The organism is Chryseobacterium sp. UF-290 (genome assembly GCF_058245615.1).
The window spans coordinates 1-24,447 of record NZ_JBSICB010000009.1; the positions used below are offsets into that span (position 1 = coordinate 1).

The 24,447-nt window shown below is 38.4% G+C and carries 20 protein-coding genes; 12 read left to right on the forward strand and 8 right to left on the reverse strand.

Annotation, left to right across the window (positions count from 1 at the left end; genetic code table 11):
• The first annotated feature begins 152 nt into the window (after positions 1-152).
• From AC4IF5_RS11900 to AC4IF5_RS11920, 5 genes are all read left to right on the forward strand, one after another.
• Positions 153-806 (forward strand): NAD-dependent epimerase/dehydratase family protein, encoded by a 654-nt coding sequence (locus AC4IF5_RS11900; RefSeq protein ID WP_490734762.1) that lies wholly within the window; start codon positions 153-155, stop codon positions 804-806.
• On the forward strand, positions 803-952 hold the full coding sequence (locus tag AC4IF5_RS11905) for a hypothetical protein (protein WP_490734764.1): 150 nt from the start codon (positions 803-805) through the stop codon (positions 950-952). Before AC4IF5_RS11900 ends, AC4IF5_RS11905 begins: the two co-directional genes overlap by 4 nt.
• 142 nt (positions 953-1,094) lie before the next feature.
• On the forward strand, positions 1,095-4,133 hold the full coding sequence (locus AC4IF5_RS11910) for a choice-of-anchor I family protein (RefSeq protein ID WP_490734766.1): 3,039 nt from the start codon (positions 1,095-1,097) through the stop codon (positions 4,131-4,133).
• A gap of 91 nt (positions 4,134-4,224) precedes the next feature.
• Positions 4,225-5,052, forward strand: coding sequence for an SIR2 family NAD-dependent protein deacylase (locus AC4IF5_RS11915; protein WP_490734768.1), 828 nt, complete (start codon positions 4,225-4,227; stop codon positions 5,050-5,052).
• A gap of 90 nt (positions 5,053-5,142) precedes the next feature.
• The gene (locus AC4IF5_RS11920; protein WP_490734770.1) at positions 5,143-5,535 is read left to right on the forward strand and encodes a DUF3060 domain-containing protein; all 393 of its coding nucleotides are present in this window, start codon (positions 5,143-5,145) and stop codon (positions 5,533-5,535) included.
• Between the two features lie 136 nt (positions 5,536-5,671).
• Here the strand turns inward: AC4IF5_RS11920 and AC4IF5_RS11925 are convergent, their stop codons facing one another.
• Together AC4IF5_RS11925 and AC4IF5_RS11930 are read right to left on the reverse strand one after the other, a co-directional pair.
• A complete protein-coding gene (locus tag AC4IF5_RS11925; RefSeq protein WP_002977212.1) occupies positions 5,672-5,920 on the reverse strand; it encodes a NifU family protein in 249 nt (82 codons plus the stop codon).
• A 49-nt stretch (positions 5,921-5,969) separates the two neighbouring features.
• Entirely contained in the window at positions 5,970-7,076 is a 1,107-nt protein-coding gene (locus AC4IF5_RS11930; protein ID WP_490734773.1) for an Mrp/NBP35 family ATP-binding protein, read from the reverse strand.
• 149 nt (positions 7,077-7,225) lie between these two features.
• Between AC4IF5_RS11930 and AC4IF5_RS11935 the strand changes: the two genes are divergently transcribed.
• Positions 7,226-7,681: a hypothetical protein gene (locus AC4IF5_RS11935; RefSeq protein WP_490734775.1), complete on the forward strand. Its 456-nt coding sequence runs from the start codon at positions 7,226-7,228 to the stop codon at positions 7,679-7,681.
• 82 nt (positions 7,682-7,763) lie between these two features.
• Entirely contained in the window at positions 7,764-10,565 is a 2,802-nt protein-coding gene (locus AC4IF5_RS11940) for a GH92 family glycosyl hydrolase (protein WP_490734777.1), read from the forward strand.
• Positions 10,566-10,719: 154 nt separating this feature from the next.
• Here AC4IF5_RS11940 and AC4IF5_RS11945 read toward each other — a convergent pair whose 3' ends face one another.
• Positions 10,720-11,442: a phytanoyl-CoA dioxygenase family protein gene (locus tag AC4IF5_RS11945; protein WP_490734779.1), complete on the reverse strand. Its 723-nt coding sequence runs from the start codon at positions 11,440-11,442 to the stop codon at positions 10,720-10,722.
• Between the two features lie 3 nt (positions 11,443-11,445).
• Complete coding sequence (locus AC4IF5_RS11950; RefSeq protein WP_490734781.1) at positions 11,446-12,696, reverse strand: dicarboxylate/amino acid:cation symporter; 1,251 nt, start codon at positions 12,694-12,696, stop codon at positions 11,446-11,448.
• 221 nt (positions 12,697-12,917) lie between these two features.
• Between AC4IF5_RS11950 and AC4IF5_RS11955 the strand changes: the two genes are divergently transcribed.
• The 4 genes from AC4IF5_RS11955 to AC4IF5_RS11970 all read left to right on the forward strand — a co-directional run bounded on the left by AC4IF5_RS11955 (position 12,918) and on the right by AC4IF5_RS11970 (position 18,648).
• Positions 12,918-13,400: a BON domain-containing protein gene (locus tag AC4IF5_RS11955; protein WP_490734782.1), complete on the forward strand. Its 483-nt coding sequence runs from the start codon at positions 12,918-12,920 to the stop codon at positions 13,398-13,400.
• Positions 13,401-13,406: 6 nt separating this feature from the next.
• Positions 13,407-13,826, forward strand: coding sequence for an SH3 domain-containing protein (locus AC4IF5_RS11960; RefSeq protein WP_490734784.1), 420 nt, complete (start codon positions 13,407-13,409; stop codon positions 13,824-13,826).
• 92 nt (positions 13,827-13,918) lie between these two features.
• A complete protein-coding gene (locus AC4IF5_RS11965; RefSeq protein ID WP_490734786.1) occupies positions 13,919-16,636 on the forward strand; it encodes an outer membrane beta-barrel protein in 2,718 nt (905 codons plus the stop codon).
• Between the two features lie 152 nt (positions 16,637-16,788).
• Positions 16,789-18,648, forward strand: coding sequence for a CocE/NonD family hydrolase (locus AC4IF5_RS11970; protein WP_490734788.1), 1,860 nt, complete (start codon positions 16,789-16,791; stop codon positions 18,646-18,648).
• A 185-nt stretch (positions 18,649-18,833) separates the two neighbouring features.
• Here the strand turns inward: AC4IF5_RS11970 and AC4IF5_RS11975 are convergent, their stop codons facing one another.
• From AC4IF5_RS11975 to speB, 3 genes are all read right to left on the reverse strand, one after another.
• Entirely contained in the window at positions 18,834-19,445 is a 612-nt protein-coding gene (locus AC4IF5_RS11975; protein ID WP_490734790.1) for an alpha-ketoglutarate-dependent dioxygenase AlkB family protein, read from the reverse strand.
• A gap of 140 nt (positions 19,446-19,585) precedes the next feature.
• Positions 19,586-20,428, reverse strand: a complete 843-nt coding sequence (locus AC4IF5_RS11980; protein WP_490734792.1) for a bifunctional helix-turn-helix domain-containing protein/methylated-DNA--[protein]-cysteine S-methyltransferase — start codon at positions 20,426-20,428, stop codon at positions 19,586-19,588.
• A gap of 69 nt (positions 20,429-20,497) precedes the next feature.
• Positions 20,498-21,355 carry an agmatinase gene (speB, locus tag AC4IF5_RS11985; protein ID WP_490734794.1) on the reverse strand — a complete coding sequence of 286 codons (858 nt, stop codon included), beginning with the start codon at positions 21,353-21,355 and terminating at the stop codon, positions 20,498-20,500.
• Between the two features lie 184 nt (positions 21,356-21,539).
• Here speB and AC4IF5_RS11990 point away from each other — a divergent pair, with 184 nt between their 5' ends.
• Complete coding sequence (locus AC4IF5_RS11990) at positions 21,540-22,199, forward strand: HAD family hydrolase (protein ID WP_490734796.1); 660 nt, start codon at positions 21,540-21,542, stop codon at positions 22,197-22,199.
• 188 nt (positions 22,200-22,387) lie between these two features.
• On the opposite strand, the gene AC4IF5_RS11995 is transcribed toward AC4IF5_RS11990, so the two are convergent.
• Entirely contained in the window at positions 22,388-23,782 is a 1,395-nt protein-coding gene (locus AC4IF5_RS11995) for a type III PLP-dependent enzyme domain-containing protein (protein ID WP_490734798.1), read from the reverse strand.
• Positions 23,783-24,447 lie beyond the last annotated feature (665 nt).

Consider the following 24,447-nt stretch of genomic DNA (forward strand, 5'->3'; position numbering starts at 1 on the left):
TTTATCTTTTATCTTTTATCTTTTATCTTTTATCTTTTATCTTTTATCTTTTATCTTTTATCTTTTATCTTTTATCTAATAATTTCTTATTTTTTTAAAGTATTCCCCCTCCCCCATCCGTCATACAACTTACAACGATCAACAGCAAAACAATGAATCCGATCAAAATAATTCTTACAGGCGCTACAGGAATGGTAGGCGAAGGTGTTCTACTGGAATGTCTTGAAAATCCGAATGTCTCTGAAATACTGAGTGTAAGCAGAAAACCTTCAGGAAAAACGCATCCCAAACTGAAAGAATACCTGGTCCCTGACTTTTTGTCAATTGACATCAATGATGAAAATCTGAAAGGTTATGATGCCTGTTTCTTCTGTGCAGGCATCAGCAGCGTAGGAATGAGTGAAGAAGAGTATACCGGAATCACGTATGATACAACCCTACATTTTGCGGAAACTGTACTTCATCAAAATCCGGAGATCGTGTTCAATTATGTTTCAGGAGCCGGTACAGACAGTTCGGAGAGTGGAAAATTGATGTGGGCAAAGGTAAAGGGGCGGACAGAAAACGCATTAAAAAAGATGAACTTTAAAGGAGTTTATAATTTCCGTCCCGGATTTATGAAACCAGTTGATGGCCAATTGAATGTAAAATGGTTTTTCAAGCCTTTTATTTGGATTTTCCCTATTTTTTTGCCGACAAAATCACTAACTTTACACGAAGTAGGTAGAGCAATGATCAATGCAACACAAAAAGGGTATCCTACATCAACTTTAGAAATTAGAGACATTAAAAATTTAGCGATATGAGAGACATGTTAAAAAGAATTGTTCTGGTTATTTTTGTACTCTTACTTTTGACTGCCGTTTCAGGATTTTTCTACATGCAGAAACATCCGCTGGAAGATAATAAGGCAGGAAAGATTCTGAACTTTTCCGGACAGCGTGCAAAATAACGGAATGTAAAATATATTCACTTTTTATCATTTTAATCATTTATCTGAAATAAACCTATTTTTTAAACATTTCTTAAGATTCCATTAAAATAGTTGCGAAACATAAAGTTCATTTTTGTACTTATCTAATTGAAGTTAAAAAATGATCAACAACTACCTATTAAAAGGGGCTGTCATTGCCGCATTCTTTTTTCAGAGCGGACTTTTCGGACAGACACTGATCCACTACTGGAATTTTAATAATAATACATCCGCAGCTGCCATCACGGCACCTTCATCTACACTTACAAACGGATCTCTTACAGCTATTGCAGGAGGTACCAGTATAATAGACTTTGCAGGAGGTACGGGACAAAATTTTAATGTCGAGAATTTAAATGCCAGGAATGGTGACGGATCAGGAACTCATTTAAGATTCAATAACCCGATTGGAGGAGCGTTGCAGTTCAATCTTCCCACCACAGGATACCAGAATGTAATTGTCAAATTTACGACACGAAGATCCGGCCAGGGAGCGGGAACGCAGACATGGTCTTACTCTACAGATGGAGCGACCTTCGTTCAGTACCAGACAGTGAATCCTCAGGACGCCAATCCTCAGCTGATTACTTTTGATTTCTCTTCTGTTCAGGGAGTTTCCGATAATCCGAATTTTAAATTAAAAGTTGAATTCAACGCCACAGGAGGAGGAACAGAGGGGAACAACCGCTTCGATAATTTCACTGTAGATGCTGCTCCTGCCGGAGGTATTGACACAACTCCGCCAACCGTAACTTATCTTCCGGCGCATAATACCAATAATGCGTCCATTGCTGTAAACCCTACGCTCTCTTTTAATGAAAATATAAGATTGATAGACAATTCTGCGATCAACGATTCTAATGCACAAAGCCTTGTAGAATTCCGACAGGGAAGTTCTGCAGGGACACAAGTTCCCTTTACTACTGCTTTCAGTAATAACACCATCACAGTCATCCCGACTTCCGGCTTGATGCCGGGGCAAACTTACTATCTTGCTCTGAAACCTAATATGGTTGAAGATTTCAGTGATAATGCGGTAACAGCAGCCACATCCTCTACATTCACTACTGCAGGTACTTCAATTGCATTAGAAAAGAATTTTATTAAAGTCAATGAAAATGCAGGAAATCTCGCATTCAAAATTAATGTATCCAATCCTTCAGCAGCCACTGTAAATCTTGTTGTAAAGCCTGCTCCCTTCAGTACTGCTGACAGCAATGATTTTACCCTGGCCAACCAAACGATCAATATTACTCCTTCCACAACAAGCTATACCGTTAATATTCCCATTATAGATGATACGCTGGAAGAGCAACAGGAAGAATATTTTGTGGTAAGCCTTGAAAATCCGGTCGGAGCCACCATTTCAGGAGATAATACCGCAACAGTCTATATTGTGGATAATGATAAGCCTGCTCCTGTACCGTCCAATCAGATCCAGCTGAATTATATCGGTAGTTTTGATCCTTCAGGGACCAATAACAGCTCTACAGAAATCGTCGTTCATGATCCGGCAACTCAACGTTTATTTACCATAAGCTCTCTCACTGATGTTTTTGATATTATTGATTTCAGCATTCCAACAACCCCGTCAGTGATAAAAACAGTCAATATGGCTCCTTATGGAGGCATCACAAGTATTGCTGTGAAAAACGGAATTATCGCAGCTGCTTCTCCCAATGCCAATCCGCAGCAGAATGGCTCCGTGGTATTCTTTGATATTAACGGAAATTTCTTGAAGCAAGTTACCGTGGGCGCCTTACCGGATATGGTCACTTTCACTCCTGACGGAACAAAAATCGTTACCGCCAATGAAGGAGAGCCTAACGATGCCTACACCGTAGATCCCGAGGGCACGATCAGTATCATTGATATTTCGGGCGGCATCGGAAACCTTACCCAAGCCAATGTAACTACCCTTAATTTCAATAATTTTGATTCTCAGCTTGCTGCATTAACGGCTACAGGTCTGAGAAAAGTCAGAACCAACAATACCCTTTCCCAGGATCTGGAGCCTGAATATGTGACCATCAGTGCCGACAGCCAGAAAGCATGGGTTACACTGCAGGAAAATAATGCAATCGCTGAAGTAGATCTTGCAGCTAAAACCATTACAGGAATCTGGGGATTGGGCAAAAAGGATATGAGCCTTCCGGGGAATGGCTTTGATGCCTCTGACAATAACGGTGAGGTTTTAATTGCCAACTGGCCGGTAAAAGCCTATTATGTTCCTGATGCCGTGCAGAACTATAAGGTTGGAAATACCCATTATATCGTAACAGCCAATGAAGGGGATGAAAAAGACCTTTCAGGATATAGTGAAAGAACAACGGTAGGGGCAAGCAATTATATTTTAGATCCTGCTATTTTCCCAAATTCAGCCATATTAAAAGCATCTCACAATCTGGGAAGGTTCAGGGTTTCCTCAGCTACCGGAAATACGGATGGAGATGCAGAATTTGAAGAAATAGCAGCATTAGGGGCACGTTCATTCTCCATCTTCAATGCAGACACTCGACAAATCGTGTATGACAGCGGAGACCAGTTTGAAAGATATATCGCCGCCAATCATCCTTTACTGTTCAATGCTGACAATGAATCCAATGCCGTTAAAAACAGAAGCCGTGCAAAAGGTCCGGAGCCGGAAGGAATAACGCTGGGTACCATTAACGGCCAGACTTACGCTTTCATTACCCTGGAAAGAACCGGCGGTGTGATGGTTTACAATATCACTGATCCTAACAATCCTACTTTCACCGATTATAAGCACTCCCGCTCCACTTCAGCCTATGGTGGGGACAACGGTCCTGAAGGAATTATTTATATTGCTCCGGAAAATACAACGACCAATAAAGGCTACGTTATCATTGCCAATGAGATCAGCGGAACTTTATCGATGTATGAAGTAGCAATGCCACCTACTTTGGGGACCGGTGAAACGAAATCCGGAACAGCAACATTCAATATATTCCCGAATCCTGTCAACAAGGGGAATACACTTTACTTCAACAGAAAGCAGGATTATGAGCTGTATGATATGTCAGGAAAGCTGATCAGAAAAGAGAAAAATGCTTTAACAATCAATACTTCTAATCTTTCTGCAGGGGTCTATCTTGTAAAAACCTCAGAAGGACAATTAAAAAGAGTGATTGTAAAGTAGCATATATTGAGTTGATAGAAAAAGCTCCGGGAGATTTCCGGAGCTTTTTTGTTATAAATAAATTGATTAGCTTTAAACTTTTATATCATCTATGAAAACACAATTAGAAAATATTATTCATCATGTTTACCAAAAAGAAAAACGAAACCTTTTCACCTTCCTGACCGGAGCAGGAATCTCCTCCGACAGCGGGATCCCGACATACCGGGGTATAGACGGAATCTGGGTAAAGGGTACACAGTTTCATAAACCGGAAGAATTCGGGACCTTACGATATTTCAGACAGCATCCGGAAGAGGTTCTTCAGTATTCTCTTTTCAGAAAAAAGATGTTTGAGAGTGCTTCTCCCAATGAAAGCCATTTTGAACTGGCAGATATTGAAAACATGCTTCACGACAGATTTCATTTAATCACTCAGAATATTGATAACCTCCACCGCCGGGCCGGAAGCCAGAGAATCTATGAAATACACGGAAATAACCGGGAAATTAAATGTTCAAACGGATGTAAGGATATCCTGGATCTGCCAAAGGAAATAAAAGGGAAGGATATAGATGAAGATCTTACGGATCATGATAAAGAACTTCTTACCTGCCCTCATTGCGGCTACTGGATGCGTCCTAATATCTTGTGGTTTGATGAATATTATAATGAAAAAACAAACAAAAGATTCAGTGCTTTAAAAGTTGCCAAAAACAGTGGTGTACTATTCATCATCGGAACTTCGGGAGCAACAGGACTTCCTATCGCCATTGCGGAAACAGCCATAAAATATGGTGCATTTATAGTAGATATCAATATTGAGGATAATAATTTTACAGAGCTTATCAGAAATAAAAAAAATGCTTTGATCATCCGGGAAAAATCAACAGATGTATTGAAAGCGATCAAAGAGAGTATTGAAAATATAGCCATATAGTGTTCAATATTTAAGATCATTTAACTTTTGTTTTATTCTACTCCATTCATTTTATATCTATATTTACCCCAACAAAAAAACCAATTCACAATGAAAAGTATTAAAACGATGGGCGTTCTGGCCGTTCTGTTAGCCGGAACAGGTACAGTATTTTCTCAATCCCAAAAGACTGAATCATCAAAAGGAGTAGAGCAGTCAGACAATAACAAAAAAATACAGGTAGAAGGTGTAGGCCACAAGCTCAACTATACCCTTAACGGAGGAAATGCTGAGGTTGAAGGTAGTGGCAACACTGTGACCATCAAAGGAAGCGCAAAAAGAATTTCTGTTTCAGGAACGGGTAATAAAGTATACATCAATAAAGTGGATAAAGTAATCATAGAAGGAGGTGATAATGCGGTATACTATAAAACTTCAGGAACAAAGTCCGGAAAACCTGATGTTGCACTTACAGGAGTGGGGAATAAAGTAACGAAACAGTAATTAGAAGCCATTTGCTGTATGTTCGGATTTGCATTGGATACAGGTAAAGATCCTGAAATCATCACATTCAATAAAGAAATAAAAAGACAGGCCTCTTTATAAAAAAGCCTGTCTTAAAAATATCTCAGATATAGTTTTACTCTACGTTTATTACTTTTTCGATTTCCGGGGCATGTTGCTTGATTGTATTCTCAACGCCTAATTTCAGTGTTGAAAAGTTCAATGAGCATCCTGAACAGTTCCCCAAAAGTTTTACAAAAACCTGATTATCTTTCACATCAATAAGCTCTATATCACCTCCGTCTTTGTTCAAAAACGGTCTGATGCTTTCCAGAGCTTCCATTACTCTTGTTACTGTATCTTCGTGCGTTATATTTGTTTCCATATTTTTTCAGTTCAATTCGGTTTTTTTCAAATTTAATTGAAAGTCATTATTATTTTGCTTTTGGTGAGCATCCTGCCATTGTTGAAATTTTCACGGCTTCAGTCGGAGGTAGATTTTTGTTTCTTTCCACCAGACTCTCCACCATTTTCCTTGCTGTTTCAGTATAGATCTCTTCAATTTTAGAGCCTTCCTGTAATGCAGCCGGTCTCCCTACATCTCCTGCTTCTCTGATACTTTGGATCAAAGGTATCTCTCCCAATACCGGAATTCCCAGATCTTCAGCCAGATATTGCGCTCCCTGATTTCCAAAGATATAATATTTATTTTCAGGAAGTTCTTCCGGCGTAAAATACGCCATATTTTCGATTAATCCAAGAACCGGAATATTGATGCTTTCCATCTGGAACATCGCAATCCCCTTTCTTACGTCTGCCAATGCCACATGCTGAGGTGTACTTACGATCACGGCACCTGTTACAGGAACTTCCTGAATAATGGACAGGTGAATATCACCTGTTCCCGGAGGAAGGTCGATCAACAAGAAATCCAGCTCTCCCCATGCAGCATCTCTGATCATCTGATTCAATGCCTTTGAAGCCATCGGTCCTCTCCAGACTACAGCCTGGTTTGATCCTGAAAAATATCCTATAGAAAGCATTTTCACTCCGTAATTTTCAATAGGTTTCATCATGCTCTTTCCGTTAACCTCCACAGAAATCGGTTTTTCCCCTTCTGTATCGAACATGGTAGGAACTGACGGCCCGTAAATATCGGCATCCAGCAATCCTACTTTAAAGCCCATTTTAGCCAACGTTACTGCCATATTTGCAGAAACGGTAGACTTCCCTACTCCTCCTTTACCGGAAGCAATAGCGATTATATTTTGAATCCCCGGAATTTGTTTTCCTTTGATCTGACTTTGCTGAATTTCACTAGGCTCCGGAGAAACGATCTTAAGTTTTAAATGAACATTTTCTCCAAATTCACTGGCAAAAGCCTGTTTCATGGCAGCCTCCAGTTTTTTCTTTTCATGCATTGCAGGTGAGTGGGCAGTCATGTCAATATAAACATCATCACCCATAATCTGAAGATTATTCACCAAATCGTCTACTTCTATTTCTTTAAGGAAATCCTGAACCTTTTCTTTCGTCAACATATAAATATAAATTGTTTACAAATTTACGGATTTTTTCGGTAATTTAGAATCAATAAAATCTATAATATCAGGTGATAAATCAGATCGTTAAAAATTCTTCCGTCCTGTTTTTTATCTTATCATAATCTCTAATCACAAAAGCGGCAACCATGAATTCCAGCACTTATCCATCCAAATACGCTTCTCCAAAAGGGCTTTTCACCGTGGGGAAAACCAGATTCAAATGGTATGATCTGGCGACCGGTCCGGCTGAAATTACAGCACAGGATATTTACAATGCCAGGACCTGTATAGAAAATGCAGAAGAAAATTTCCAGGACATTGATGATCTTGGTTTTGTCATTATGCACCGGTGTGGAGAAAATTACCTTCTGCTCGTATGTACATGGCGAAGTGAGAATGAATTGTGGGAAAGTGTTTATTATGACGGTTCCGGAAATTTTGAAGTATGGGACAGGAATAAAATCCACCTTCCTACTTATTGCGTCTGGGAAATGGACATTGTCTTCCATGAATCCCGGACATGGAAAAAATACCTGGGCTCTGCAAGGGATGAAAAGAATAAGCTGGAATATCTTAATACTTTTTTCGAAGGAGAAGTATAGATATTCTTTACAAGCTATCCCCTCATTTTATTACATTTCTTTTACCGTTTTTTCAATATATTCGCTATTATAAAATTAGGATATGAAAAAAGGGTTCATCACATTTTCTTTGTTTGTCACCCACATTATTTTCGCTCAAAGCTACTCGCAATATGTCAATCCATTCATAGGAACCGGAGGCCACGGACATACTTTTCCCGGTGCCACAGTTCCTTTCGGAATGGTACAGCTTTCTCCGGATACAAGAATTGATGGAAGCTGGGATGGATGCAGCGGATATCATTATTCCGATTCCGTGATCTATGGCTTTTCCCATACTCATCTGAACGGAACCGGAGTTTCAGATTACGGCGATATCATGCTGATGCCTGCTATGGGAAATCCCGGTCTGAACAGCAAGGACTATGCTTCAAAATTTTCGCATAAAAATGAAAAAGCTACCGCAGGATTTTATGCTGTGAAACTGGATAAAAATAATATTGATGTCCGGCTGACCAGCACCAAAAGGGTTGGCTATCATGAATACAAGTTCAATAATGCGGGTAATGCCAATATTATTTTAGATCTTAACCATAGAGACAAGCTTCTGGAAGGTGAAGTAAGGATCATTGATGACAAAACCATCGAAGTTTTCAGAAGAAGTGAAGCCTGGGCCACCAATCAGCACATTTACGCCAGGATTGAGTTTTCCAAACCGATGAAGATTTCCAGAAAAGAGGTCAATGGAAAGCAGGAAAGCAATCTTTTTACCGGAACAAGACTGGCTTTGGCATTTTCAGCCGATGTTAAAAAAGGAGAAAAGATCGATGTAAGGGTTTCTATTTCTCCAACCAGCTATGAAGGGGCAGGAAAAAATATGCTGGCAGAAGGACAATCGAAAGATTTCGAAGCTGTAAAAAAACAGGCCGAAGCCGACTGGGACAAGGAACTTTCAAAAATTGAAGTGAAATCTGATGATAAAGATAAACTGACAGTGTTCTATACCGCTCTATATCATGTTTTTACCCAACCGAATATCAATATGGATGTTGACGGAAGATACAGAGGCCGGGATAACAAACTTTACACCGCAAAAGGTTTTGACTATTACACCGTATTCTCTCTTTGGGATACATTCAGAGGGGCTCATCCTTTAATGACCTTAATCGACAGAAAAAGAACTGCAGATTTTATCAATACATTTATCAGGCAATATGAGCAGGGCGGAAAACTTCCTGTTTGGGAGCTGGCATCCAATGAAACGGAATGTATGATCGGATACCATGCCGTATCTGTGATTGCTGACGCCATGGCCAAAGGAATTCAGGGATTTGATTATGAAAAGGCTTATCAGGCTTCCAAAAATTCTGCCATGCTGGATATTTTCGGATTGAGTGCTTACAAACAGAATAATTATATCAGCATAGATGATGAGCATGAAAGTGTTTCCAAAACAGTAGAATACGCCTATGATGACTGGTGTATTGCCCAAATGGCAAAAATTTTAGGTAAAAAGGAAGATTACCGGTATTTCATGAAGCGCTCTCAGAACTGGAAAAACCTTTATAATCCTAAAAATGGTTTTATGCAGCCCAGAAAAAACGGAAACTGGTATGAACCTTTTGATCCGAGGGAAGTAAATAACAATTATACAGAGGGAAATGCATGGCACTACTCTTATTCTGTACAGCAGGATATTCCGGGACTGATCGCAGCGCATGGCGGAAAAGAAAAGTTTGAACAGTTCATTGACACCATTTTTGCTGCCCCTGACCAAACAACAGGCAGGGAGCAGGTAGATATTACCGGATTGATGGGACAGTATGCCCAGGGAAATGAGCCCAGCCATCATATTGCCTATCTGTACAATTTTGTAGACAAGCCTGAAAAAACGGATGCCAAGATCAGGTACATCCTTGATAATTTTTATAAAAATAGCCCAGACGGCCTGATCGGAAATGAGGACTGCGGGCAAATGAGCGCCTGGTATATTTTAAGCTCAATCGGGATTTATTCTGTAACTCCGGGATTGCCTGAATGGGAGACAACAACCCCTTACTTTGATGAGATTAAAATTCATCTTGAAGACGGAACGACAAAAACCATCACTAAAAATACAGCAAAAGCGGAGCTTAAAAAACTGGGATTTGAAAATATAAAACCGGCTAAAGATTTTAAATACTCCCAGCTCACGGCTTCCCCCGTCATTGCTGCAGACCGAATCTTTGATTTTAATACTAAGGTTGAAATCACTCCGCTCAATACGGAAGACAAAGTCTATTATATGACTATGGATGAAAGTGACAGCAATAAAAGAAAAAACTTCACCGCTTATAAAGGACCGTTTTCTATCAGCAAAACTACCCGGGTTGAGGCTTACTCGGAAAGAAATGGGGAAAAAAGCTCGGTGACAGCAGCCAATTTCAACAGAAGACCCAATTACTGGGATATTGATATTCTTTCAAAAGCCACACCTCAATATACCGCCACTGGAAACCTGGCTCTTATCGATGGGATCAGAGGGGAAATAAACTGGAGAAAAGGCGAATGGCATGGCTATCAGGGACAGAATTTTGAAGCCATTATTGATTTCAAATCCCCCCAACCTATCACCCGACTATCTTCTACCTATCTCCAGGACAGCAGAGCCTGGATCCTGATGCCTAAAAAAGTGGAATATTACGCCTCAATAAACGGTAAAGATTTTATCCTTCTGAAAACAATCGAGAATGATATTGACCCAAAAGACGAAAAGGTACAGATCAGGGATTTCTCCACGGAAATTCTTCCCACCGAAGCCCGCTATATCAAAGTAAAAGCTTATTATTTTGGAAAACTTCCTGAATGGCATCAGGGAGCCGGTGGTGAAGCCTATATCTTTATTGACGAGATCTCTGCAAAATAATATGGTAAAGAAGATAGAGACTTGAAGATGGAAGCTCTCATAGCCAAAAGGTTACCAGATCTCCTTTTTATTAACCAAAAAGAATGCAGGAGCTGTTCCTGCTTACAGCCATAAAAAGACCACCCTCCGAAAAATTCGGAGGGTGGTCTTTTTATCAATTCATCCTTTCAGACCATTGCAGAGCCTCCGGAAGTTCCCTATCTGAAAATTCAATATGGATCACTCTCCTTTTCTTTCCGTTGGTCGTTCGGTTTGAGCCGTGAAGAGTAAGCGGTTTCATGATCATTACACCTCCTTTTTCTACGTTACAGATTTCCTCGGTTTCTACAGTCCAGTCAATAGTTTCCGGTCTGTAAATTCCTTTAGCATGAGATCCGGGAACCACTTTTAAGGCTCCGTTGTTTTCATCCGTATCATCCAGATGAATTCTGATTGTATAGATATTCTCTAAAATATCCAATGGAGGCTGAACCGCAAACTGGTTTTGTTTGGTGGTCCAGGGTCCGAAACCCGGTACATCCAGTTTTTTATCAACGGAAATAGTCAGATCCTGATGATAGGCCACATACCAGTTGGAGGTTTCAGGCTTATCAAAATAAATGCTTTTTACTATGAAATATTTTTCACCGAAGATTTCTCTAATTATTTTTTTAATCTTGTCATTAAAGATAAGATCCTTTATTTCCGGGACTTCTTTTAAAAACTGTCTTATCGCAAACAGGTCTTCAGATTTTCTGAAAGTTTCTTTTGAAGTATCGATATTCTGAAGAGCATTGGTTATTTTTTCTATTTCTTCGGGAGAAAAGACACGGTTAATAACAGTAAAGCCATATTCGTGAATATGGCTTTTATAAGTTTCTAAGTTTTTTACACTCATTTTTTAAATTTTGTCTATAGGTTCGGTTAGCTGTCCTTCCCACTTCGATACTGCAGATGTAGCCAATGTGTTTCCTAACACGTTCGTCATACTTCTTCCCATATCACAGAAGTGGTCAATTGGTAAGATTAAGGCAATACCTTCCGGCGGAATTCCAAACATGGAACATGTTGCGACAATGATTACCAGTGAAGCCCTCGGTACTCCTGCAATCCCTTTTGAAGTAAGCATTAATACCAAAAGCATGGTGATCTGCTGTCCAAGCGTCATTTCAATGCCATAGATCTGCGCAATGAATATAGAGGCGAATGTCATATACATCATACTTCCATCAAGGTTGAAAGAATACCCTAAAGGCAGGATGAAAGATACCACCCTGCTGTTACATCCGAACTTTTCAAGTTCTTCCACCAATTTCGGGAATACTGCTTCTGAGCTTGTTGTAGAGAAAGCGATCAATAATGGTTCTTTAATTCTTTTCAACAGGTCAAAAAGACGGTTCCCTAAGATAAAATACCCTACCAGTAAAAGCACTACCCAAAGAACTCCTATCGCAAAGAAGAAGTCTCTTAAGTAAATAGCGTATACTTTAAAGATTTCAAAACCGTTGGTAGCCACCACCGCTGCAATAGCTCCCAACACTCCAAAAGGAGCGAACCACATGATATACCCTACCATTTTAAGGATCGCATGAGCAATGATATCGAAAAGCTTAACCACCGGCTTAGCATATTCCTCACCCAGATTGGCTAAAGCCACTCCAAACATAATGGCGAATACCACAATCTGAAGTACTTCATTGGTAGCAAAGGCTTCAAATAAACTTTTAGGGATCATATGCTTCACGAAGTCTTCCATAGAAAAGCTTTTGCTGCTTTTAAGAAGTTCATCAGCAGAAGCAGCATCCTGGATTGGCAGCTTGGTGACATGACCGGGCTCCAGCCAGTTAACAAGTATCAATCCTATGAAAAGGGAAATAAGAGACGCGGAAATAAACCAAAGCATTGCCTTTGTACCTACTCTTCCGATCATTTTGATATCACTCATTTTAGCAATTCCCACAACCAGGGTGGTAAATACCAGCGGAGCAATGATCATCTGTACCAGCCTGATGAAAACCGTTCCCAATAATTTTATATTCTTGGAAAAGGGTTCTGCACTTTCCGGATACTTCACATGTACTATTCCTCCAATTCCTACTCCCAGGATCAGCGCAATGATAATGGCTATAAAAAGTTTATTTTGTCCTTTCATATATATAGTTCAATTTGCGCAAATATAATGGTTTTTCAATTGACAGAATATTTTCTTCACAGCAGTTTAATTCCGCATTAAGTTTTTAATCCCTGAAAATTAAATTACTGATTTAGATAATATTGTAAAAAAATTAAGAAACATTTATTGAATTTTTATTCTTTTGGTACAAATTTTATTATTACATTTGATTGTATAACAACGTTAAATAAATATACAATATGAAAAAAACTATCGCAATGGCTGCATTAGCTGTAGCAGTATCTTTCGGGGCAGTTTCTTGTAAAAAGAAAATTTCTGATGCCGATCTTCAGACTCAGGCTACAACTGTAGTAACTTCTAATCCCAATGCTTCTGTTGAAGTAAAAGAAGGTGTGGCACACTTAAGCGGAACTTTCGCGGACCAACAGTCTAAGGATGCCATGATTGCACAGCTAAAAGCAATCAATGGAGTAAAAGACGTAATGGATATGTCTACTATTGCAGCTGAACCTGCGCCGGTTGAAACTACTTCTGCTGTAGATCCTGCAGTTCAGAAAAAAGTTCAGGATGCAGTTAAAGATTTCCCTTCTGTAAAAGTAGAAGTGGTAAACGGACAGCTTACTCTTACAGGAAATGTTTCCGGACAACAGGCAAGAAAGATCAAAGAGTCTGTAGATGCTTTGAAAATCGGAAAGTATAACAACAACCTAATCGTAAAATAATTTAAGATGAGCGAATTACAAGATAAATATTCAAGCGTAGTTTCAGCAGCACAGTCTGCAGGAATTTCAAATCTTCAGGTTCAGGAGCAGGACGGAATTCTTTACGTTTCCGGAAACGCTTCCAATACAGCTGCAAAAGATGCTGTATGGAACGCTCTGGGAGTGATCGATTCTACTTATTCCGCTTCAGATATCAATATCGATGTACAGGTTGCAGGTCTTGCTTCAGGAGCTTCTTTAACCGTTGCAACGGAAGATTCTAACCTGAATATCAGACAGGAGCCTTCTACTGAAGCTGCTGTTGTAGGAAAAGCCGCAAAAGGTTCTTCTGTAACTCTAATTGAACAGACTTCTGACGACTGGTGGAAAGTAAAAACCGCTGACGGTCAGGAAGGATACGCTTATTCAAGATACCTGAGAGCATAATTTTTATTAAATAATAATAAATTATCACAAAAAAAATATAGAAACATCCCTGCTTAGGGATGTTTTTTTATTTTTACGCTTTGAAAAACTCAATGAAGAAAGTCTTACTGTTATGGATGCTGGTATGCAATATTCTTATTGTGCACTCCCAACAGCTGTATATTAATGGAAAAGTATCTGATTCCGACAAAAAAATTATAGAAAATGTCACCGTATATCTGCTGAAAGCCAAAGATTCATCTATTGTCAATTATACAGCAACCAATAAAGAAGGCAGATTTTCTTTGAAAATAGATGAGCAGGAAGGGCCTTCCATTCTGACAATCGATACTGAAAAGCTGTTTTACTCAAAAGTATTTGAAAAAATTGACAAGCCGGTAATCTTAGGAGATATAGAGCTCGAACCCAAAAAAGTGATCCATATTGATGAGGTAAAGATTAGCGCTTCTCCGGTAAAAATAAAAAATGACACGGTAGAGTTCAATGCCTCAGCACTCAAAGTGCGTCCTGACAGCAACCTTCAGGAACTTCTGAAACAGGTTCCGGGAGTGGAGATCGGTAATGATGACAAAATTACAGTGAACGGTAAAACTGTAGACCAGGTTATGGTCAATGGAAAACCATTTTTTGATAAAGACGGTAAAATGGCTCTGCAAAATCTCCCTGCTGACATCATTAAAAACATTCAGTTTACCACAACTAAAACAAAGGAAGAAGAATTCACCAAAAGACCCCCTAAATCCCAGAATACAACCATCAACTTTACTATTGATGAAAAGAAGAATAAAGGACTGATCTCAAGAGCCACCATTGGCTATGGCTCGGATAAACGATATGAAGGAAGCGGGATGGTAAGCTATTTTAAAGGAGACACCAAGCTCAGCCTTATGGCGTCTTCCAATAATATCAATTCGAGGAGTGTTTCCGCTGATAACGTTTTTGATAATATGGCAAGTATCAGAGGAGGAGGAACCCAAAGCAACGGAGGGGGCATCCAAAGGTCTTCAACCATTGGATTCAATTACAATGACAAGCTTTCACCAGATGCGGATCTGGATAACCTCAGCGTAAGATACTCCGAATCTGACAAAGAAACGCGTTCCAAAGTATCCAGAACCACACTCCTTCCGGATTATACGCTTAAAATCAATTCTGAAAACACCGGTGAAAGTGAATCCAGACAATATAATTTTGACAATTCCACCAGAATAAAACCGGATTCTCAGACTAATATTTATATATCACCATCTTTTTCAAGATCAGAAAACTTCAGCACCGGCAGATCAAAGTCTTCAACGTTAAGAAATGATCAGCTTCTTAATGAAAGCCAGTCATCCAATCATACAGATGGTGAGAGCAATACTTTCACTCCCTCTATCTATTTTACTAAAAATCTGAGAAAAAAAGGACGTGTGATCTCTGCTACGGTCAACAGTAGCATTTCCGAATCCAAAACTCATACAATCAATCAGTCACAAAATACATTTTACCGTGAATCCGGCACCACTACAGACAACAGGGATCAGTTGCAGAAAAACCTGAGCCAGGGTAATAATTATACCTTCAGAGCCGGATATATGGAACCGATCTCAGATTCTGCCACCGTAAGCCTTGATATCAACTATAATTCAAAATTATCCCGTGATTTCAGAGACGTCAGTGATTTTGACGATATCACCGGGCAGTATTCCAAGTACAACACTGTTTTGTCAAACAGTACGGAACAAAGGATTAACCAGCTTTCTCCGGAACTTTCTGTTTATCTTACCAAAAAGAAAATAATTACCTGGAGTACTCTGAGCCTTGATATTTCGGATATGAAGGTCAACTCTGTTTTTAAAGGACAGCAATATGATCTCCGGAAAAACTTTGTTCTTCCAAGATATATGGTGAATTTTCAGTACGCTTTCTCGGAAAGTAAAAGACTGACACTATCCAATTCTTCCAATTTCAATATTCCGGGGGCGGAAAGGCTAATTCCCTATAAAGACGAATCAGATCCTCTGGTCACTTACACCGGAAATCCCGACCTGAAAAATTCATGGATGAACAGCAGCTCTGTTTCTTTTGACAGTTATAGCAGGGTCTCAGGACTCAACTACCATATCAATGTAGGTTTTGTTTACAGCAACAACGATGTTATCAATTATACAAGATATGATGATGCCGGAAAGCAAATTGTCACCTATGATAATATCAGCGGGAATAAAAGCTTTACTATCAGCACAATTTTGAATAAGACCTTTAAATGGCAGGATAAAAAAATCATGATCAGCCCCAGGTTTTCTATGAACCATACCTACAACAACACTTCTATCAACGGGCAGCTCATCAAAAGCCGCTCATATAGCATAAATCCTTCATTAAATCTAAATTTTGAGATCAAAAACAAGCTCTCAATAAAACCATCCTATAGAATCGGATACAATTTTTCCCAATATTCCAATTCCAATATTGACAGGATCAATACCACCAACCAATCTTTAAAGCTGGAACTGACCAATTACCTGTTCCAAAGCAGATTTGTTTTCGGAAATGACTTTGAATACAATACCAATTCGAATATCGCTCCCGGATTCAAAAAAGACTTTTATTTCTGGAATACCAGTCTGGGATACTCATTCTATAAGAAACAGTTTACGGCAAAAGTGAAAATTTATGATGTATTGAACCAAAATCAGAGTGTGAGGAGAAATATTACGGATTCTTATTTTGAGGACCGTGAAGACCTTATCCTGAAACGATACATCATGTTCTCTTTAAGCATGAAGCTGAACACATTTGTCGGTAAAAAAATGAAAAAGAAATAATGTATTCTGATTACTTTGTCGTCCTGAAAACATTTTTATACATTTTAATGATTTTTGGAGTTATTCCTGAGAGATCCATTTTTAAAATAAGATTTAGCTGATAAAATTCTACAGCAACATTTTTATTTTTAAATTAGCTGCAAATTTTTTTTATGAAAATCCATATTTCAGTTCTATTTATTCTTTTTTTCATTCTTGGAAAAGCTCAGAAAACGGAAGAGAAAGACAATTTCGTTAAGGACAATTTTACCAAGAAAGAATTTTATATTCCGATGCGTGACGGAGTGAAGCTTTTCACTGCCGTATATATTCCCAAAGATATTTCGAATAAGAACAAATATCCTTTCCTGATGCAGAGAACCTGCTACAGTATTGCACCTTATGGAGAAAGTGAATACAAGACAAAGCTCGGTCCCAACTCCTATCTTATGAAAGACAAATATATCTTTGTCTACCAGGATGTTCGCGGACGATATATGAGTGAAGGAACTTTTACCAATATGACCCCGCAGGTGGAACATAAAACAAAAAAGGATGTTGACGAAAGTACCGATACTTACGATACGATAGAATGGCTTTTGAAAAACGTAAAAGACAACAATGGTAAAGCAGGGCAATTCGGAACTTCCTATCCCGGGTTTTATACTGCTGTGGGAACACTGGCTCAGCACCCTGCTTTAGTGGCCTCATCTCCCCAGGCCCCTATTTCTGATTTCTGGAATGATGATTTCCTTCATAATGGCAGGTTTATGCTAGCATATTTCAGAACGTTTCCTGTTTTTGGAATTCAGAAGACCAAAGCAGAAACCAATGCCTGGTATATGGATTCTTTCGTCAGACAAACCTCCGAAGACGGATTAAAGTTTTACCGAGAGCTTGGTACGCTGAAAGAGGCTTATGAAAAATATTATAAGGATAATTTCTTCATGACAGAGATTATGAATCATACCAATTATGATGAATACTGGCAAAAAAGAAACCTTCTTCCTCACCTGAAAAACATTAATCATGCTGTAATGACCGTAGGAGGATGGTTTGATGCTGAGGATCTTTCCGGACCATTGAATATTTACAAAACAATAGAAAAAAACAGCCCTAAAGCTAAAAATACGATAGTAATGGGACCATTTTCCCATGGAGGCTGGTCTCAGGAACAGGGTAAGCATTTCCACAGTGAAACCTATTTTGGAGACAGTATTGCTACCTATTATCAAAAAAATATCGAAACGAAATTCTTCAATCATTATCTGAAAGGAAATACCAAAGAGGATGCAGGCCTTCCCGAAGCTTTAATGTATGACACAGGTGCTAAGGAGTGGAAAGAATTCGCTTCATACCCACCGAAAAATGCACAGAAAATTAATTTTTATTTATCGGATAAGACGCTGAAAAAGACTTCAGGACAAGGATATTCTGAATATTATAGTGATCCTGAAAATCCTGTTTTAAGCTCAGATCACCTGAAGGATTTCAATGGTTTTACGCCTAAAAATTATATGTCAGAGGACCAGAGGTTTGCAGTAGGGAGACCGGATGTACTGACATTCACTACAGATGTCCTGACTGAAGATATTACTTTCGCAGGAGAAATCATGGCTAAGCTGAACATCGCCTCTTCTTCTACCGATGCTGATTTTGCAGTGAAACTGATCGATGTATATCCTGAAGATTTTAAACCTGCTGAAAGGAAAGATGGTGTTATCTACGGAAACTATCATCAGATGGTAAGAAGCGAGATCATGCCTGCCAGATTCAGAAACTCGAGAGAGAAAGGGGAAGCTTTGGTTCCTAATCAGAAAACAGCTGTCAATTTCAGGCTGCAGGATGTGGTTCATACTTTCAGGAAAGGACATAAAATCCAGATACAGATCAGCAGCACATGGTTCCCATTGTTTGCTGTCAATCCACAGAAGTTCCTGGATAATCCTAATTTTGCATCAAAAGAAGATTATACAAAAGCATTTATCAAAATATATGATGACAGTTCGATTGAAGCTGAGATCATTAAATAAACTGAAAAAGCTGTTCGTTTGAACAGCTTTTTTATTTTTTTAGTCCCGCAAATTGAGATGATCTTGCAGATGATGCAAAAAGATCCGTATCATCTGCCTGATGAGAAACAAAACATTTAATGTAATGTCTTTATTCTTTATTCTTTATTCTTTATTCTTTAAATACTATCTCCTCTGTATCAATATTACTCTTCGATCGTTCTGAACGTAAGGTTCACTCTTGGGGTTTTCACTTTGGTAGTAGGTGGAAGCCTGTGAAGCCAGTTATCCTGGGTCGTCCCTTTCATGATCAATAGGCTGCCGTTTTCAAGGAATAATTCAACCTTTTCTTTTGTCCTTTTGTGTTTGAACAAAAACTTTCTCTCTGCTCCGAAGGTCAGAGAAGCAATGGCGCCATGTTTTTTCAGATCCGTTTCACCATCGCTATGGTAAGCCATTCCCTCACTTCCGTCATGGTATAGATTGAGCAGGCATGAATTATAGGTTTCACCTGAAACCTCCTCACACTTCTTCTTCAGCTCCAGCAGCTCCGGAGTCCAGGGCTTTGCATATTTTGTCCTTTTTGAATAGGTATACTCAAAAGGCTTTTCTCCAAACCAGGCTACTTTCCGTTTAGTAAGGATCAGCTTTCCGAAGATCATTGCCTCATCATTTTCCCATGGAATCTGATTGAATAAATAATTATAATACTGATCAGATTTTTCTTTAGAAAAAACCTTACCGTAATAATGAACCGTTCCGTCATGCGGAAGGATGTTTAAAGGATAATCTGATATTTCTTCGAATAGACTCGTCATAGTGGCTGATAATCTGTGAAATGGACAACGTACAATGTATTCATTATTTTATTATTGGGAAATACAAATTACATGATGATTTTTTATCAATAGAAACGTTTAGCCCCGTTTAATAAAAAAAGGGATAAAATAAATTGGCTTTACAAATAAATCCGTGAGCTTTCCCATCCCATCATCAGCTGCTTTCTTTCACTTCCCCATCGGTAACCGCCCAAATGTCCTGTAGATTGAATAACACGATGACAAGGGATCAGAAAGGCTACCGGATTGCTCCCGATTGCCGTTCCTACAGCTCTTGAAGCTTTGGGATTTCCGATCTTTTCTGCTAAACTGCCATAAGTAGAGAGTTTTCCCATCGGAATCGTTAATAAACTTTCCCAGACTTTCAGCTGAAAATCGGTTCCTTTTAAATGAAGTTTGATGGTATCGAGCTTTGTCCAGTCTTTATCGAACAGGGATAATGCGTTTTTCTGAAGCCTGTCCTGCTTTTCAAAAAAAGAAGCATTGGGGAACTTCTGCTTCAGATCCCCTAATGCTGTTTCTTTAGCGTTTTCAAAAGCCATATAACAGATTCCTTTTTCTGTAGACGCTACCAATAGAGTTCCGAAAGGACTTCCGGAAAAACTGTAATTGATGCTTAGGCTTCTTCCTCCGTTTTTATATTCTGCCGGAGACATTCCTTCTATCTTTACAAACAGATCATGAAGCCTGCTTGTGCTGGATAATCCTGTCTCATAGGCCGTATCGAACAAACTTGCTTTTTCTTCCTTCAATAAATTTTTAGCGTGTTCAAGACTGATGAACTGTAAAAATTTCTTCGGACTTGTTCCTGCCCAATCCGTGAATATCTTCTGAAAATGGGCCGGACTCAGGTGAATATTTTCTGCCACTTCATCCAAACTTGGCTGAAGCCTGAAATTGCTCCGGATATATTCTATCGCTTTGGCAATTCTGTTATAATCTATCTGACTTTGTGTGGACATTTTGTATTGTTTTTACCTCACAAATTTCCAAAGAATACACGGCAGAAAAAATCCGATTCTTGCGGAATATTAGTTGTTGTTATAAATATCGTAGTAGGCAAGCATTTTGTAATATAACTTAGCCGCCAGGAAAGCTGTTGGCTTAGCCATTGGAGAATCCATTAATTCTACAATATCAAATGCTACCACATTACATTTTTCAAATACTTTTCTTAATAATTCCAACGTTGGATACCACTGCAATCCACCTGGTTCAGGAGTTCCTGTAGACGGAGCAATAGAAGGGTCGAATGCGTCAAGGTCAATAGTAATATAGACATTTCCCGATACTTGATCCAATACATCATTGATCCAGTTCTCATTGTTGGCAATTTCGTGAGCAAAGAATACCCTTCCTTCCGGTAAATACTGAGTTTCTTCAGCATCCATAGAACGGATTCCCACCTGTACTAAATTATGCTTCTGGTTGGCTTCAAAAACAGCACAAGCATGGTTTGATGTAGAACCGTGGAAATCAGGACGTAAATCTGTATGAGCATCTAACTGAAGAACGGTAAGGTTTTCAAATTTCTCACCTACCGCACGGATAGAACCGATAGAAACAGAATGCTCACCACCGAAAAGAGTAAATAGTTTACCCTCGTTATTCAAAAGCTCTTTTGTTTTCTGATAAACAGCTTCTGTCATCGCTTCAGGCGTAGAATTTTCAGACACTTCTCCGGCCAGGTATACTCCCTGAAGGTAAGGCTCAGTCTGTGTTTCAATATCATAAAGCTCCATGTTTTCAGAAGCATCCAAGAACAATTCCGGACCTTTATCAGCTCCTTTGCCCCATGTTGAAGTTCCGTCATAAGGAACCGTTACCAACATTACTTTCGAATTCTCTAACGTTGCGTTTTCCTCGGGAATTCCTGCGTATGTTTTCATATATAATTATTAATTAAAAAATTAAATGATTTAAAAATTTAAAGATTCCACAAAGATACAAAATAGTACTTGAGTTATAAATGATGAGCGGTTTGTTATGAATTTTTAACCTTGGTACAATCTTTAAATTTTTAAATCTTTTATTGTTTAAATTTTAAAAGTTATTTTTGTAAAAACTTTCAATATGTCCTTAAAAGCTGTTCTTTTCGATATGGATGGGGTGATTGTAGATACAGAACCATTGCATAGAAAAGCTTATTTCAAAACGTTTGATGAATTGGAAATTGCAGTTTCCGAAGATCTGTACACTTCTTTTACGGGAGCTTCTACCAAAAGGGTTTGTGAAACTTTGATCGATCGGTTTAATTTACATCATACCCACGAAGCCATTGCCGGTATCAAAAGGGCTCATTTCAAAGATTATTTTTACAATGATGATGAATTTGATTTAATTCCGGGGGTAAGAAAACTTATTGAGCATTATCATGAAAATGACATTAAGCTGATATTGGCTTCTTCTGCCACGATGACTACCATCAATATGGTATTTGAAAAGTTTGGACTCGAGAAGTATTTCTCTGGAAAGATCAGCGGTGCTGAACTAAAAGAATCCAAACCTCATCCTGAAGTTTTTTTATTGGCAGCAGAAATGGCTGGTGAACCGGTAGAAAACTGCATGGTCATTGAAGATTCCACCAATGGAATTCTGGCAGCCCACAGAGCAGAAATTTTCTGTGCGGCTTACAGAAGCCCACATTCGAAAAATCAGGATTATACGCTGGCCGGTACAGTGATCTCTGATTACGAAGATCTCGAACTGGATAAAATTTCAAATTATTTTTAAATAACAAAAGCTCTCAGGGAAATCTGAGAGCTCTTGCTTTATATTTCGTTGCTGCCATTCTGAATAAGACGAAATGAAGAACCTCAATTGTTTTTAATCTTTCACAAAAATCTTAATGGTTAAATTTTCATGAAAATGAGATTGCTTCGTCACTATCGTTCCTCGCAATGACAGGAACAGGTTATATCTTATTTGTAACCCAAAAGCTTCAAAATGTCTTCAGGTTCCTGCTTCTCACGGAAAATTTCGTATTGCAGTTCACCGTTTTCATCTTTCTGGATCAGGATGTGTCTTGGCTGAGGCATCAGGCAGTGGTGTACTCCACCGTAGCCTCCGATGGTTTCCTGATATGCTCCTGTATGAAAGAATCCGATATACAAAGGTTTCGTATCGCTGAAAACCGGTAAATAGATGGCGTTGGTATGCTGTTCAGAATTATAATAATCATCTGAATCACAGGTTAATCCTCCCAGAAATACTCTTTCATATGTATCTTCCCAACGGTTGAGCGGAAGCATGATAAAGTGTCTTGAGATAGCCCATGTATCAGGAAGTGTAGTCATGAAAGAAGAATCGATCATATTCCACTTCTCTCTGTCATTCTGACGTTTCTGAGAAATGATCTTATAAAGGTTAGCCCCACTCTCTCCTACTGTAAAGCTTCCGAATTCAGTATAGATGTTGGGTTCTTCCACCCCTTCCTCTTCACAGAATTTCTTGATCTGAGAAACGATCTCTTCCACCATATACTGATAATCATAATCAAAGTTCAGGGAAGTTTTGATCGGGAAGCCTCCACCTATATTCAGTGAATCCACTTCCGGAGCAATTTTCTTCAAACGTGCATATACACGAAGACATTTGTACAGTTCATTCCAGTAATATGCGGTATCCTTGATCCCGGTATTGATAAAGAAATGAAGCATTTTCAGCCTTGCATTCGGATGTTCCGCAATTTTTTGGCTGTAATACGGGATAATATCTTTATATCCGATTCCTAATCTTGAAGTATAAAACTCGAACTTAGGCTCTTCTTCAGAAGCAATTCTGATTCCGATATCGAAAGTGGAATCTATGCTTTCTGTAAGCTTATCCAGCTCACGGTAGTTATCCAGAATAGGGGTAATATTTTCAAAACCACTGTTGATCATATCCGAAATCTTCGCCAGATAATCATCGGTCTTAAAACCATTACAGATCACTTCGATATTTTTATCTACCTTACCTTTTTCATAAAGGGATTTTACAATATCCATATCATAGGCAGAAGAAGTTTCTATAGAAATATCATTCTTTAAAGCTTCTTCCAATACAAAGTTGAAGTGGCTGGATTTTGTACAGTAACAGTAGGTATAATTCTTTTTATATTCGGTCTTCTCAAAAGCTTCTTTAAACCAGCTTTTTGCTTTCTGAATATTTTGAGAAATTCTCGGCAGATAGCTAATTTTTAGCGGGGTGCCAAATTGTTCAACTACATCCATCAAAGGAATATCGTGAAACAACAAATTGTTCTCAGAAACATTAAATTCCTCCGTAGGAAAATATAATGTCTGATCAATAAGTTCCGAGTACTTTATTTTCATTTCTAAACAAGTGAATTAAGAAATGCAAAATTGCTAAAAAAGTTTCATTTTTAGGTGTTAAATTTATTATAATTTTCCACAGAAATCGAGTTCTGTTCTTTCGCTATCTTCCAGCAGATAAATTTACTTTACCATACTGAATATCATAAATATACAAATACAAACATTTTATTATCAACCATTTCATCTTTTGTCATGTGGTAAAATTTAATATGAATACATCAATAACCTTAGTTCTGAATAAGATATTGTGTTTTAGAAGAAGATAAAGAGACTGGAAGAAGAAGTTATTAAAATTTGAAAAAATAATCTAAACCCAGAGCCTGTTTAAATTTGTATTAAAATATTATTTCTCGCTGATTCTGCAAATCTCGCTGATTTGATTTACGAATAATTATCTATCTGCTGAATCGGGAAAATCAGTGGGAGAATAAAAAATAAAGCATTAATTAATTAGACAAAATTATCAGCAATTACATTTAAACAGGCTCTCAATAGTGTTAATTTTTAAAATACATGTCTGGGATTTTTATTTATGAATCAGTATCGGCTTTGTGATAAATAAAAAGATATCGGTTCACATTAACGTCCACTTCTCTTCTTCCAATCTTTAACTCCTAATTTCTTAATCCGGACTCAAGGTTAACTAACTGAGATTCTATTTG